The organism is Phenylobacterium sp., from assembly GCF_035944335.1.
GTDB lineage: Bacteria > Pseudomonadota > Alphaproteobacteria > Caulobacterales > Caulobacteraceae > Phenylobacterium.
This window is the reverse complement of record NZ_DASZBG010000034.1, coordinates 1-13,718: the sequence shown is the minus strand read 5'-3', so window position 1 is coordinate 13,718 and position 13,718 is coordinate 1. Positions and strand designations below refer to the sequence as shown.

The 13,718-nt window shown below is 70.8% G+C and carries 9 protein-coding genes and 1 pseudogene; 5 read left to right on the top strand and 5 right to left on the bottom strand.

Annotation, left to right across the window (positions count from 1 at the left end; genetic code table 11):
• Positions 1 to 24 precede the first annotated feature (24 nt).
• Positions 25 to 2,802 (bottom strand): type I secretion C-terminal target domain-containing protein, encoded by a 2,778-nt coding sequence (locus VGT80_RS06290; RefSeq protein WP_327453939.1) that lies wholly within the window; start codon positions 2,800 to 2,802, stop codon positions 25 to 27.
• A 416-nt stretch (positions 2,803 to 3,218) separates the two neighbouring features.
• Between VGT80_RS06290 and VGT80_RS06285 the strand changes: the two genes are divergently transcribed.
• On the top strand, positions 3,219 to 5,006 hold the full coding sequence (locus tag VGT80_RS06285; RefSeq protein ID WP_327453937.1) for an autotransporter assembly complex family protein: 1,788 nt from the start codon (positions 3,219 to 3,221) through the stop codon (positions 5,004 to 5,006).
• Positions 5,003 to 9,214, top strand: a complete 4,212-nt coding sequence (locus VGT80_RS06280) for a translocation/assembly module TamB domain-containing protein (protein WP_327453935.1) — start codon at positions 5,003 to 5,005, stop codon at positions 9,212 to 9,214. The genes VGT80_RS06285 and VGT80_RS06280 overlap by 4 nt, the downstream gene beginning before the upstream one ends.
• Positions 9,215 to 9,370: 156 nt before the next feature.
• On the opposite strand, the gene phhA is transcribed toward VGT80_RS06280, so the two are convergent.
• Complete coding sequence (gene phhA, locus VGT80_RS06275; protein WP_327453933.1) at positions 9,371 to 10,249, bottom strand: phenylalanine 4-monooxygenase; 879 nt, start codon at positions 10,247 to 10,249, stop codon at positions 9,371 to 9,373.
• Positions 10,250 to 10,331: 82 nt separating this feature from the next.
• Entirely contained in the window at positions 10,332 to 10,661 is a 330-nt protein-coding gene (hspQ, locus tag VGT80_RS06270) for a heat shock protein HspQ (protein ID WP_327453931.1), read from the bottom strand.
• A gap of 158 nt (positions 10,662 to 10,819) precedes the next feature.
• Between hspQ and VGT80_RS06265 the strand changes: the two genes are divergently transcribed.
• Together VGT80_RS06265 and VGT80_RS06260 are read left to right on the top strand one after the other, a co-directional pair.
• A complete protein-coding gene (locus VGT80_RS06265) occupies positions 10,820 to 11,899 on the top strand; it encodes a Ppx/GppA phosphatase family protein (protein WP_327453929.1) in 1,080 nt (359 codons plus the stop codon).
• The gene (locus VGT80_RS06260) at positions 11,899 to 12,603 is read left to right on the top strand and encodes an RlmE family RNA methyltransferase (protein ID WP_327453927.1); all 705 of its coding nucleotides are present in this window, start codon (positions 11,899 to 11,901) and stop codon (positions 12,601 to 12,603) included. The genes VGT80_RS06265 and VGT80_RS06260 overlap by 1 nt, the downstream gene beginning before the upstream one ends.
• Here the strand turns inward: VGT80_RS06260 and VGT80_RS06255 are convergent.
• Together VGT80_RS06255 and VGT80_RS06250 are read right to left on the bottom strand one after the other, a co-directional pair.
• Positions 12,590 to 12,889: a hypothetical protein gene (locus VGT80_RS06255; protein ID WP_327453925.1), complete on the bottom strand. Its 300-nt coding sequence runs from the start codon at positions 12,887 to 12,889 to the stop codon at positions 12,590 to 12,592. The genes VGT80_RS06260 and VGT80_RS06255 overlap by 14 nt on opposite strands.
• 203 nt (positions 12,890 to 13,092) lie before the next feature.
• Positions 13,093 to 13,599, bottom strand: a pseudogene (locus VGT80_RS06250) (SRPBCC domain-containing protein).
• On the opposite strand from VGT80_RS06250, the gene VGT80_RS18605 reads away from it, so the two are divergent.
• On the top strand, positions 13,587 to 13,718 hold a 132-nt coding region (locus tag VGT80_RS18605), incomplete at its 3' end, for a hypothetical protein (protein WP_414693895.1). The pseudogene VGT80_RS06250 and the gene VGT80_RS18605 overlap by 13 nt on opposite strands.

The window sequence follows — 13,718 nt, the reverse complement described above, 5'->3', positions numbered from 1 at the left end:
GAAGTCGGCGCCTGGTAGCCGACCCTACCGGATCACCCAGTCGGCGCTGGTGATGGTGGTGGGATCGACGTGCTGCAGGTGGATGATGTTGAGGCCCCACTGCTGGGCCGTGCCGGGGCCGTCGGCGTCGAACAGCACGGTCGTCCCGCCCTGGCCGTCGGAGATGAAGCTCAGGTAGTGGTCGGCGACCGGGTCATTGCCGGAGTAGTTGGAGTGGGCGAACACGCCCCTCAGGTCGAGCACGTCCTGGCCGTGGGTGAAGTCGGTGATCTGAGCCGGGGCCCAGGGCACGTCGGAGAACACGAAGTGGTCGTTCCCCGCCCCGCCGGTCAGCAGGTCCTGGCCGCGGCTGGCGTTGAGGGTGTCGGCGCCCGCCCCGCCGGTCAGGGTGTCGCCGACGAAGGCCGAGGTGAGCACCACGCCGGGGACGCCGGAGTTGGCGGGCGGGCCCGCGACCGGCGGTGGCGAGGTCGTCGTTGTCGCGCCGGCGCCGAACACATTGGCTGAGGTCAGCTGGCTCGGTGAGACGTGATCGAGGTTGATCACATAGTCGGGCCAGGGGTGGCCCGCCGCCGGGCCATCCGGGTCGACCAGCACTTTCGTGCCGCCCGCGCCGTCGTCCATGAACTTGACGTAGCCGTCCTTCACCGGATCGGCCCCGTGATAGCCGTCGACGTACAGGCCCGAGATGTCGAGCCGGTCGACCCCCACCTGGAAATCGCTGATGTGCGTGGGCGTCCACGGCTTGGCCGGGAACGAGAACACGTCTGCGCCCGCGCCGCCCGTCATGGTCTCGCCGCCCTGGTTGGACGTCAGGGTGTCCGCGCCCGAACCGCCCGTGAGGATCGAGCCGTAGCCCTGCGAGGCGATCGCCACGCCGGAGCCGGCCGGCGGCGGCGCCACGGGCGGCGGACTGACGGGCGGCGGCGGGGAAGCCGCCGTCGTCCCACCGAACACATTGGCCGAGGTGAGCTGGCTCGGCGCCACATGGTCGAGGTTGATCACATAGTCCGGCCAGGGGTGGCCCGCCGCCGGACCGTCCGGATCGACCAGCACCTTCGTGCCGCCCGCGCCATCGTCCATGAACTTGACGTAGCCGTCCGCCACCGGGTCCGTCCCGTGGTAGCCGCCGACGTAGAGGCCGGAGATATCCAGCTTGTCGACGCCCACCTGGAAGTCGATGATGTGGGTCGGCGTCCAGGGCTTGGCCGGGAACGAGAAGACGTCTGCGCCGGCGCCGCCGGTCATGGTCTCGCCGCCCTGGTTGGAGACCAGGGTGTCGGCGCCCGCGCCGCCCACCAGGGTCGAGCCATAGCCATGCGAAGTGATCGCGCCCGAGGTCGAGGTGACCGGCGGCGGGCTGACGGGGGGCGGCGGGCTCACCGGCGGGGGCGACACCGGCGGCGGGGAGACGGTCACGGGCGCCGGCGAGACGATGCCGCTCGAGCCCACGCCCGGCAGGTTGTAGGCGTGGATGTAGTCGATGTGCATCGAGGCCGGGAACGGGGTGGTGGAGTCCGGCAGGCCGGCCCACGATCCGCCGAGCGCCAGGTTGGCGATGATGTGCATCGGCTGGTTCATGTCGGAGGGCGTGGCGATCTTCCAGATCTCCGTCCCGTCGACGTAGTAGGTGATGGTCGAGGGCGTCCAGAGCGTGCCGTAGGTGTGGTAGCCGTTGTCGGTCGGCATATAGTTGGCGACCGCCTGCGAGCCCGACGGCGCGTGGATGGCGTTGTAGGGGACCTTGGTGTCCGACCCCAGGCCTTCCAGCACGTCGATCTCGGTGGCCCCGGTCGCCAGCCAGAACGCCGGCCACAGGCCCTGGCCCTGCGGCAGCTGGGCCTTCATCTCGAAGTAGCCGTACTCCTGGGTGAAGTTCGAGAACAGCATGCCCGAGGTGTACTGATAGCCCCACAGCTGGGCCTGCTCAGCCGGGGTCGCACGGTTGGCCGTGATGCTGAGGATTCCGTTGGAGACGGAAAACGGGTTGAGGCCGAGCGCCGTCGTGCCGGAGCCGGCGAAGCCGGGGTCCACATAGATTTCGGCCTCATTGTTGGCGACCAGCGTATGGCCGTTGAGGCCGGAGCCGATGTTGGTGGCCCAGGTGCCGTTCGGACCGGTCGACAGGGCGTTGAACTCCTCGTCGAAGGTCATCGAGCCGAGCGTCGAATAGTTGAGCGGCAGCTGGAAATCGCTGGCCTGCAGCTGGCCGATGGTCATGTTCCTGAGCGCGATCATCGTGCCGCCGTCGTTGACGATGACGTCGGCGCCCTGCTGCACCATGCCGGCCTTCAGGGTGGCGAAATCGGTCGGGCCGCCGATCAGCCGGATCTTGTCGGCGCCCGGCTGGAAGTCCTGGATGACCTTGTTGCCCTCGCCGGTGACGATCAGGAAGGTGTCGTTCCCGCCGCCGCCGATCAGCACGTCCTCGCCCTTGCCGCCGTAGAGGTACTGCGGGCCGTCGCCGCCCTGGATGATGTTGTTCCCGTCGTTGCCGGCGCCATAGGTGTTGGTGTTGTTGATGATCAGGTTCTCGACATTGGCCGGCAGGGTGTAGCTCGACCAGATGTTGGCCGTGTCGACGCCGCCGCCCGGCTGCTCGATGATCTGCTGCGCGGGACCCGCCAGCCAGTAGTAGTCGTCGCCCGCGCCGCCCACGAGGGTGTCGGCGCCGCCGCCGGTGTTGAAGCTGTCGTTATTGCCGGTGCCGTACAGCCACTCGCCCGCGGCCGTGCCGTTGATCCAGCTGTTGGGAGCGGCGGAATCCTGCAGCCAGGTTCCGGAAAAATTTTGATAGGCCATCTGAAACCCCGGTCGGTGGAGACGAGTTGTTCGGGGGTATGGCGAGCGACCCGCGTCGCGCGGCGCGCCCCCTTGCGCCGAAGGGATGGCTAGAAGAGCCGCTTCCGGCTCGCAACGACTTATTGTTGCTCAGCTTCTTATTTTAATTGTGAAGCTGAAGATCGCTGCGCGCGGTTGTCGCAGTCCGCAGTCGTTGACGTAAATTCGCCTGATTTCGTCGGCGCGAATTGGGCTCGGCCAAGCTTGTTTACTTGCCTCGTCTTCCTACGGCGCCATCAGTTCGGCGAACAGGCGCAGATCGCCGCAGCCGGTCATCTTGCGAGTTCCCCTGGAGTCCCTTGAGGGTCCCTGCGGGTGACAGGCCCGCCGGGCGCCGCTACACCCGGACGAAGGGGCGGGCTCTGGGATTCGAAGGCTTGGGTCGACTGCTCTATGCGCTCGCCGCTTCGGCGGCCATCGGCGCTCAGCTGGCCGCGTCGCCGGCCTGGGCCGCGCAGCCCCGCGCCGCGATCGCAGGCGACATGGATCCCGACCTGCGCGCCGCCATTGCGCGCGCCATCGGCGAGACCGACCGTCCGATCGACAACCGCTTCGAAGCCCGCCGGCGCGCCAACGCCGCGGCCGAGGACGCCACCGCGGTCCTGCGGTCGGAGGGCTACTATGCCTATGACGTGGAGCCGGAGCTGGGCGATGGCGACATTCCCGTGCCCGCCGTGCGCATCGCGCCGGGGCCGCGCTTCAAGCTGGCGCGGCCGGCGATCGAATGGGTGGGCGGCCCGCCCGATCCGGTGACTGATCTCGCCGCCCAGGCGGCGCTGGCGCTCGACCGGGGCGCGCCGGGACGAGCGGCCGACATCGTCAGCGCCGAAGGCCGGGCGGTCGCCGCCGTGCAGGATCGCGGCTACGCCGACGTGGCCGCCCAGCCGCGCCAGGTCGTCGTCGACCACGCGGACCAGAGCATCCAGCCCACCTACCGTCTGGCGACGGGCCCGCGGGTCAGGCTCGACGGCGTTCGGCTGGCGGCCAACGGGCGGACTGGCGCGGCCTGGGTGGCGGGCCTGGCCCCCTGGCGGCGCGGCGATCTCTACAAGGCCGACGACGTGGCGCGGCTCGAGCGGCGGCTGCTGGACACAGGCATCTACGACACCGTGACGGTGGCGCTCGCCCCGGCCGACCAGGCGACGCCCGACGGCTTGCGCCCGGTGGTGGTCAGCCTCTCGGAGCGCAAGCGGCGCACCATCGAGGCCGGCGCCAGCTACGGCACCAACGAGGGGCCAGGCCTCGACGTCCGCTGGACGCACTACAACGTGCTCGGCCGCGCCGACACCCTGGCCCTGTTCGCCAAGGAATCGAAGATCGACAGCCGGCTGGGCGTCGACCTCAGCCTGCCGCACTGGCGGATGCCCGACCAGACCCTGACCCTCGACGCGGCCGCCTACCACGCCACCACCGACGCCTATGACGCGACCGGCGTCGGATTCCGCGCCGATGCACAGCGCCACTTCACCAAGACCTCCTACCTGACGCTGGGCGGGTCGCTGGACGTCAGCCACAGCTCCGAGATCAAGCCCGGCACCCTGACCTCGCTGGGCCGCGACATCATCACCGTGGCGGCGCTGGCGGACCTGGCGCTCGACCGCTCCGACGATCCGCTGAACCCCACCCACGGCTGGCGGGTGAGTGCGCGGGCCGAGCCGACCCTGCTCTCCGGAACAGGCGCCGTGCCCTATCTGAAGGTCCAGGCCGGCGGCTCGGTCTATGTCCCGTTCGGCGAAAAGGCGACGACCGTCGTGGCCGCCCGGTTGCACCTGGGCTCGATCGTCAACGGCACGGTGGCGGAGATCCCCGCGCCACAGCGGTTCTATGCCGGCGGCGGCGGCTCGGTTCGCGGCTTTGCCTACCAGGGCGTCGGGCCCAGGCTGGCCGACAACAGCACCCCGCAAGGCGGCCTCTCGGTCGCGGAGGGCTCCATCGAGGTCCGCCACGAACTGACCCGCGACTGGGGCGTGGTGGCCTTCGTCGACGCCGGCGCTGTGGGCAGCACAGGTTTCCCGAACCTCAAGGACGTGGGCGTCGGGGCCGGCGTCGGCGTACGTTACAACCTGGGCTTCGGCCCGATCCGGGTCGATGTGGCCGCCCCCGTCAGCGGCCGGCGCGGCGGCGCGCCCTTTCAGATCTACGTCAGCATCGGCCAGGCGTTTTGAGCGAGGGACCGCACCATACGCCGGGCGAGATCGTCCATGACGCCGCCGAGGCCGCCGCCGAGGTGGTGCACGACGTCGCCGTCGCCGCGGGCCGCTCCTGGCGGCAGATCGCGCTCATCGTCGCGGCCATCGCGCTCCTGGTGTTCGGCGGCCTGCTCGCGGCCATGCGCTACGGCGTGCTGCTGCCGCAGGCGCGCCTGCTGATCCAGGCGGCCACCAACGGCCTACAGGTCGGCCGCTTCGGGCGCCTCAGCATCGAGGGCCTCTCCGGCGACATCTGGAGCGATCTCAGCATCGATCGGCTGACCCTGCGCGATGAGCGCGGCGTCTGGCTGGAGGCCGACAAGGTGCATCTGAAGTGGCGCTACCTCGAGCTCCTGCGCCGCAATTTCCAGGCTGACGACATCGCCGTGCAGACGCTGAAGCTGGTCCGCCGGCCGAGCCTGGCGGCGGGCGGCGAGGCGGGCGGCCTGCCGCTCTCCTTCCACATCGACCACGGGGCCGGCCGCCTGGAGCTGGAGCCGGGCTTCAGCGATGCGCGCGGCCTCTTCGACCTCGATTTCAACCTGCACGTGGAGCGCAGCGGGGGCTTGAAGGGCCATGTGCGCGCCGCCAGCGTGCTGCGCCCCGGCGACCACCTGAACGCCGACTACGACATCGCCAGGGACCGCCCGCTGCGGCTGGACGTCGACGCGGTGGAGGCGCGCGGCGGGGCGTTGGCGGGCGCGGTCGGCCTGCCGTCCAACCAGCCGTTCTCCCTGCAGGTCGACGCCGGCGGGCGCACCGCCCAGGGCCGCTTCACCGCCCTCGCGCTCTCCGGCGCCCTGAAGCCGCTCGAGGCGCAGGGGTCCTGGAGTCGGGACCAGGGGCAGGCGAGGGGATATGCTTCGCTCACCGCCTCGCGGCTCACCGCCGCCTGGGCCCAGCGCTTCGGACCGGAAGCCCGGTTCGAGATCAGCGGCCGCAAGGCGGGGCCCAGCCTCTTCGCCCTGCAGGCCCGGGTCCAGGCGGAGAACCTGACGCTCGCCGCCTCGGGCCTCGGCAACCTTGGGACCCGCACGCTCGGGCCACAGGGCATCGGCGTCACCGCCACGACCCCGGCGCTGTCGCGGATCACCGGCGGACCGGCCATGGGTCCGACGCGGGTGGCCGGGCTGGTCAGGCCCACCAAGGCGGGCTGGGCGTTCAGCGGCCAGGCGACCGTCGGCCGCGCCAGCCTCGGCGCCTACAGCCTGGAGCGGGCCTCGGGTCCCCTCGTCCTGACCCAGGCCAAGGGCGAATACGGCCTCGACCTCAGGCTTGCCGGCGGCGGCGGCCACGGGGCCGGCTTCGTGGCCGCGGCTCTCGGCCCGGCCCCGCGCGCCAGCTTCCAGGGCGCGCGCCTGGCCGACGGGCGCCTCGCGCTGCGCCAGCTCGAGGTTTCGGGCTCCGGCCTCAAGCTCTCGGCCAGCGGCGGACGCGGCCTGTTGGGCGGCCTCACCTTCAAGGGCCAGGCGAGTCTTGGCGCGCTGGCCGCGGCGCGGTCCGGGGCCTCGGGTTCCGCGGCCGCCAGCTGGTCGGCCTCGCAAGGCCGCGCCGGCCAGCCCTGGGCGCTCGCCTTCGACGCGCACGGCGAGAAGTTCGCCACCGGCTATCCCGAGATCGACCGCCTGCTCGGGCCCCGCCCGCAACTTCGCGCCAAGGCCGATGTGCAGGGCCGCCGCGTCGCCGTGGGCTCGGCCGCGCTGCAAGGCGCCGCCCTGCAGGCCGCGGCCGCAGGCGTGCTCGATCCGGACGGCAAGCTCGCCTTCAAGCTCGACTGGACGGCGTCGGGCCCGTTCCACGCCGGCCCCGTGGAGATCGCCGGCAAGGCCAGGGGCTCCGGCGCGATCACCGGCACGCTGGGCCAGCCCAAGGCCGATCTCCTGGCGCATGTGGACCAGATCGATGCGCCACGCCTGCCGCTGAAGGACGCCAACCTCACGCTCACCTTCGAACGTCGGCCCGACGGGACCGCCGGCGTCATCGCCGCCACCGCGGCCAGCGGCTTCGGCCCGGCCCGCGGCCGCGCGGCCTTCCGCTTCCCGGAGGGCGGGCTCGACCTGACCGAGCTTTCCGTGGACGCCGGCGGGCTCAAGGCCTCCGGCGCGCTGTCGCTGCGGCGCAATTCGCCGTCCGCCGCCAACCTCGACCTCGCCATCACCCGCGGGGCCTTCCTGGACGCCGGGCGCATCGCGGGCCATGTGCAGCTCGCCGATGCGCAGGGGACGCGCGCGGTCCTCGACCTCAGCGCCGAGAACGCCCGCTGGCCCGGCTCGGAGATCGTGGTCCACGCGGGCAAGCTGACGGCCGACGGCCCCGTGTCGCGGCTGCCCTATGCGCTTACGGCTGACGGCGGCTCGCCGCAGGGCAAATGGACCGCCAGCGGCCGGGGCCTGCTGGCCGAGGCCAGGCCCGGCTGGTCGGCCAGCTTCGACGGCTCCGGCAAGCTCGGCGGCCGCACCTTGCGCACCGTCGAGACCGCGGCCCTGCGGTTCGGGGGCCCCGAACGTTCGGCGCGCCTGCGGCTGGCGGCCTCCGATGGCGGCCGCATCGACCTCGATGGCCACATGACCGATCAGGGCGTCGACCTCCGCGCCCAGGTCGCCGGCCTTGGCCTGCAGATGCTGGACGAAGACCTCACCGGCAAGTTCGACGCGACGCTGGCCCTGCAGGGGCGCGGCCCCCGGCTCGACGGAACCCTGGACGCCAAGCTCGCCGGCGCGCGCGGCCGCGGTGCGCCGGCGGCCTCGGGCGTCGACGGCGCGGTGCGTGGCCGGCTCGCCGGCGACGTCCTGACGCTGGCGCTCAACGCCAGCAACGCCCAGGGCCTGCAGGCCAATGGCGAGGTGACCCTGCCGGCGGCCAGCTCGGCGGCCCCGTTCCGCGTGGCCATCGCCCGCCAGCAGCCGATGCGCGGGCGCTTCTCCGCCCAGGGCGAGGTGCGGCCGCTTTGGGACCTGCTGGTCGGCGGCGAGCGCAGCCTGTCCGGCAATGTCCGCACCCAGGGGACCCTGGCCGGCAGCCTGGCCGAACCCCGCGCGGCGGGCGAGGTCGCCGTCCAGAACGGCCGCTTCGACGATGGCGGCACAGGCCTGTCGCTGCGCCAGGTCTCCCTGACGGCCGCCTTCCAGAACACCTCGGTCGACGTGACCCAGGCCTCGGCCGTCGACGGCCACGGCGGCGCGGTGAACGGCGCGGGCCGCATCAGCCTGGAGCGCCAGGGCGTCTCCAGCTTCCGGCTGAACCTCAAGGGCTTCCGGCTGATCGACAACGAACAGGCCACCGCCTCGGCCACCGGCCAGGCGACCATCGACCGGGCGGCCAACGGCAAGGTGCGACTGTCCGGCGCGCTCACCATCGACCAGGCCAATGTGGCGGCCCGCCTGCCGACGCCCTCGGGCGTGGTGGCCATGGACGTCATCGAGAAGAACCGGCCGCCGGAGATGGCGGCCGCCCTGCCGCCGCCCAGCACGGGCGGGGAGGGTTGGGCGCTCGACGTCACCCTCAAGGCGCCTCAGCGCGTGCTGCTGCGGGGGCGGGGGCTCAACGTCGAGCTGTCCCTGGACGCTCATGTGGGCGGCACCACCACCCATCCGCAGCTCAGCGGCACCGCCCGCGTGGTGCGCGGCGACTACGATTTCGCCGGCAAGCGCTTCGAGTTCGATCCGCAGAGCGTGGTCTATCTCTCGACCCGGGCGCGCGACATCCGCCTCGACCTGCTGGCCACCCGCGACGACCCGACCCTGACGGCCGGGGTTCACATCCGCGGCACGGCGGACAAGCCGGAGATCACGCTGACGTCCACGCCCTCGCTGCCCAACGACGAGGTGCTGAGCCAGGTGCTGTTCGGCCACACCGCCTCGCAGCTCTCGCCGCTGGAGGCGGCCCAGCTCGCCTCGGCGCTCTCCGCGCTGGCGGGCGGCGGCGGCCTCGACGTGATCGGCAACCTGCGCACCTTCGCTGGCCTCGACCGGCTGGCGCTGGGCGGCGGAACGTCGGGAGAAGGCGTCACAGTTGCTGGCGGCAAGTATCTGACAAACGACGTCTATCTGGAATTGGCGGGCGGCGGCCGCGAAGGGCCCTCCGCGCAGGTCGAATGGCGCCTAAAGCGCAGCCTATCGGTGGTCTCCAAGGTCGGAACCCAGGCCGGCAGTTCGCTGGCGATCCGCTGGCGCAAGGACTACTGAATTTCAAACAATGACGTCATCCCCGGGCTTGTCCCGGGGACCCAGACCCGCCGAGGACGCCGAAGTGGTCGCAACGGCGCCGCTTTCAATAATCGCCGGGCGCCCGCGTTTCTGGGTGGCCGGGACAGGCCCGGCCATGACGACAGATATTTGAAACTACGCCGCCCGCGTCCGTCCGCCCGCGTTGGCATAGGCCTGCGTCCCGCGCGTGAACACGCGGTCGGCGGGTTCGATGGCGGCGATCGGGATGTCCTTGGCGCCCTCCAGCCGCCGGTAGAGCGGCGCGAAATCGGTCTGGGTCGTCACATCGAGCAGGGTCTGCAGCGCCGGGATCACGAAATAGACCTGCTGGAAGTCGTCGATCCGGTAAGGCGTGCGCATCACCCGCTCGAGGTCGAAGCCCAGGCGGTTGGGCGAGGGATCATCCAGGGCGAAGACGCTCTCGGCCCGGCTGGAGACGATGCCGGCCCCATAGATCCGCAGGCCCTCGCGGCTCTCCATCAGCCCGAACTCCACCGTGTACCAGTAGAGCCTCGCCAGATTGTGCAGGTGGCCAAAGCCCAGCGCCCGCTGGCCGCCCTTGCCGTAGGCGGCCATGTAGTCGGCGAAGGTCGGGTCGGTGAGCATCGGCACATGGCCGAACACGTCGTGGAAGATGTCCGGCTCCTGCAGGTAGTCCAGCTCCTCCGGCTTGCGGATGAACTGGCCCGCGGGGAAGCGGCGGTTGGCCAGGTGATCGAAGAACACCTCGTCCGGCACCAGCCCCGGCACCGCCACCACGCTCCAGCCGGTGAGCCGCGTCAGCTCCTCGTTGATCCGCGCGAAGTCCGGTATGCCCGCGCGATGCAGGTCGAGCGCGTCGAGGCCCTTGAGGAAGGGATCGGCCGCGCGGCCGGGCAACAAGGCGGTCTGGCGCTCATAGAGGGTGATCCACACCTGGTGCTCGGCCTCGGTGTAGCGCGCCCAGCCCTGGTCGATGGTCCAGTCGGGGCGGGCGCCGGGCGGCGGGGCGGTGGGCATGGCGTCGGCGCTCATGCGCACGACAATGGTCCCGTTTGCGCGGAAGTTCCGTTCGAAGAGACCGGCCAGAACGGGGTCGTCCGGAAAAAACTGCCCTTTAGTGGCTGATCCGCGGGCGAAGCGTGTAGTGGCCCTCGCGGAACGATTCGAAGATCAGGCTGGCTTGCGGATGCCCCACAGGCTCGCCGGAATCGTCAGGGACGAGGTTCTGCTCGGAGACATAGGCCACATAGGAGCTCTCGTCGTTCTCGGCGAGCAGATGGTAGAAGGGCTGGTCCTTGTGCGGCCGGATGTGTTCCGGGATCGACAGCCAGTATTCCTCGGTGTTGGCGAAGGAGGGATCCACGTCGAAGATCACGCCGCGGAACGGGTAGACGCGGTGCCGGACGATCTGGCCGATCGCAAATTTGGCGAGTCGCGTAGTCATACGGGCGAATCTAATCCTCATCTTCTGACCGGGAGGTGAACGTAGCGTTGGAAGACGTGCAGACAAGGCCGCGCTTCCTGCACAGCTTCGCGCTTGCTACATTCGCCGCGAAATGAGGCGCGCCCAGTTGGCGAGCCTGCGAGGACGAAAGTCAGTCCATGAGTGAGGCGCCGCGTGCGCCGGGCGCCTACGGGCGTGGCCGGATGAGGTCGATGGGGGATGCGCCGTGCTACGCAGCCCTCGATCTCGGCACCAACAACTGCCGTCTGCTGATCGCCACGCCCGCCGCGGGCGGTTTCCGCGTGGTGGAGGCCTTTTCGCGCATCGTGCGGCTGGGCGAGGGCCTCAGCCAGAGCGGCCGGCTTTCGGAGGCGGCCATGGAGCGCGCCATGGCGGCGCTCAGGATCAGCGCCGAGAAGGTGCGGCGCCGCCGGGTCGTTCGCCTGCGCGCCATCGCCACCCAGGCCTGCCGCATGGCCGAGAACGGCCAGAGCTTTCTCGCCCAGGTCGCCGAGCAGACCGGCCTGCAGCTGCAGATCATCACCCCCCAGGAGGAGGCGCGCCTGTCGGTGGCCGGCTGCCTCAATCTGCTGGATCGCAGCGCCGAGGCCGCCCTGGTGGTGGACGTGGGCGGCGGCTCGACCGAGCTGTCCTGGGTGGAGCTGAAGGACGCGCCGCCTGCCGGCATGCCGCCGGTGCGCGCCTGGCTCTCCATCCCCATGGGCGTGGTGACCCTCGCCGAGCGCTTCCCCGAGGGCGAAGAGGCCACCGAAGGCTGGTTTCGCGAGATGGTCGAGACCGTGAAGGCCGAGATCGCCGCCTTCCGCCGCGCCGATCCCCTGCGCGAGGTGTTCGACGGCGACCGGGCGCACCTGATCGGCACGTCCGGGGCGATCACCAGCCTGGCCGGCATGCACCTCCAGCTGCCGCGCTATGACCGCAACCAGGTGGATGGCATCTGGATGACGCGGGCCGAATGCGACGCCGCCGCGGCGCGCCTGCTGGCGCTCAACGCCCGCCAGCGGGCCGAGCAGCCCTGCATTGGCCCCGACCGCGCCGATCTGGTGCTGGCCGGCGCGGCGATCCTGCAGGCGGTGCAGGAGGTCTGGCCCTGCAGCCGCGTCCGCGTCGCCGACCGGGGCCTGCGCGAAGGCATATTGATCTCGCTGATGGCCGACCGCGGCCGCAGGCGAAAGCGCCGCCGTCGCGGCGGGGCCTCGGCCATGGCGGCCGCCTGATGGACGAGCCGCCCCGCAAACGCATGGTCAGGCCGCCCACCGGCGGCACGGAAGCCGGGCGCGGCAAGCCCGCGCGGCTGAAGACCGCCAAGCAGCGCACGCCGTCGCAGCAGGCCTGGTTGGAGCGCCAGATCAACGACCCCTTCGCCGCCGCGGCCCGCGCCCACGGCTATCGCTCGCGCGCGGCCTACAAGCTGACCGAGATCGACGACAAGCTGCGCGTGCTGCGCCCCGGCGCCCGGGTCATCGACCTCGGCCTGGCGCCTGGCGGCTGGACCCAGGTGGCCCTGGAGCGCGGCGTGACCCTGATCGCCGGCGTCGATCTGCTGCCGGTCGATCCGCTGCCGCCCGCCCACATCCTGCAGATGGACTTCACCGATCCGGCCTGCGGCCCTCAGCTGATGGAATGGCTCGGCGGCGCGCCCGACGTGGTGCTCTCCGACATGGCCCCCAACACCGTCGGCCATCGCCAGACCGACCACCTGCGCATCGTCGGCCTGATCGAGGCCGCCGCCGATTTCGCCGTCGAGGTGCTGAAGCCCGGCGGGGTCTTCATCGCCAAGGCCTTCCAGGGCGGCGAGACCGCCGAGGTCATCGCCCAGCTCAAGGCGAGCTTCACCAGCGTCAAGACGGTGAAACCCAAGGCCAGCCGGCCCGACAGCTCGGAGATCTACCTCGTGGCGACGGGGTTCAAGGGACGGTGAACCTCTTCACAGCATTCCTCCCGACCACGGCAGCCGGCTTCCCAAAGGCACCCACGAACCCAGGCGACCAGTGAATCCAGCCGAACGCCGCGCCCACGAACCCGACGATGAGGGCAATGGTCGCGAGGTTAAATGCGATCATGGTCATTTTCGCCGACCGGCCTGCCCACAGATCAAGAAAGCGGTCGAGTCGCGATGAGGGAGCCACCTGTTCCGGCGGAGAGGTCGATGATTTGGCGCGCTCGCCCATGCGCTGGATCATCCCGTCACGACCACTGATCTGCACACCCGTTCCTCGCCTCCACGGCGTGCCGCGTCAAAGCATGCGCCAGCTGTCATCATCTCAGCCGTGGGCGCCGGTTACGGCGCGCGAAAGGACCCAGTCGGAACCCTTGTGGTGCTCTGCATGACGAGCGAGGACGGCGGCTCCTCATTTCCCACGCCATCTCCGCTAGGCGCATCCCTCCCTTTCGCGTCAAAGGGAACGGCTCAGGTTGCGACAAACCTCGCCAAGTTCTCCAGGCTCGACCTGATCCCCGCCGCGTGGTCCTCGTCGCTGATCCCATCGGGCGCATTGTCCACCGTCACCTCCACCTCCGTCCCGCCGCGCGCCTCGGCGAAGCTCCAGGTCAGGGTCATCACGCCGCCTTAGGCCGCCTCGGCGCTCTCGAACTGCGCGGCCTGCACGATGCGCTCGCCGGGAATGAGGGACACGAACCTCACCGCGACGGCGTCGCTGTCGGCCGTGGTCTTGCCGCGTCCGTCGGAGGGCCGGTCGTAGGTGAGGGTCATCCGATAGCCGCCGCCTGGCCTTGGATCGAAGGCTTCCACCTCACCGTGCATGCCGGAGGGCGGCAGCCAGGCGGCCAGCGCCTGCGGGTCCATGAAGGCGTCGTAGACGGCCCGCCGCGGCGCGGCGATGAAGCGGGAAAACCTGCATGGGTCGGTTCTAAACCCGGCTGCGGCGCTGCGCCCGCGTTGACTTGCGCAGGCCATGCGAACATACACGGCTCGCAAAACGAGGTGTCTCCATGGAGATTCGCGAAGGGCTCACCTTCGACGATGTTTTGCTAGAACCCGGCGCATCCGATGTGATGCCAACTCAGGTGGATGTC

Excerpts from the sequence above, each read along its gene's own strand:
- VGT80_RS06290 (WP_327453939.1), bottom strand. The coding sequence starts at position 2,802 with ATGGCCTATCAAAATTTTTCCGGAACCTGGCTGCAGGATTCCGCCGCT.
- VGT80_RS06260 (WP_327453927.1), top strand. The coding sequence starts at position 11,899 with ATGGACGAGCCGCCCCGCAAACGCATGGTCAGGCCGCCCACCGGCGGC.
- phhA (WP_327453933.1), bottom strand. The coding sequence starts at position 10,249 with ATGAGCGCCGACGCCATGCCCACCGCCCCGCCGCCCGGCGCCCGCCCC.
- VGT80_RS06265 (WP_327453929.1), top strand. The coding sequence starts at position 10,820 with ATGAGTGAGGCGCCGCGTGCGCCGGGCGCCTACGGGCGTGGCCGGATG.
- hspQ (WP_327453931.1), bottom strand. The coding sequence starts at position 10,661 with ATGACTACGCGACTCGCCAAATTTGCGATCGGCCAGATCGTCCGGCAC.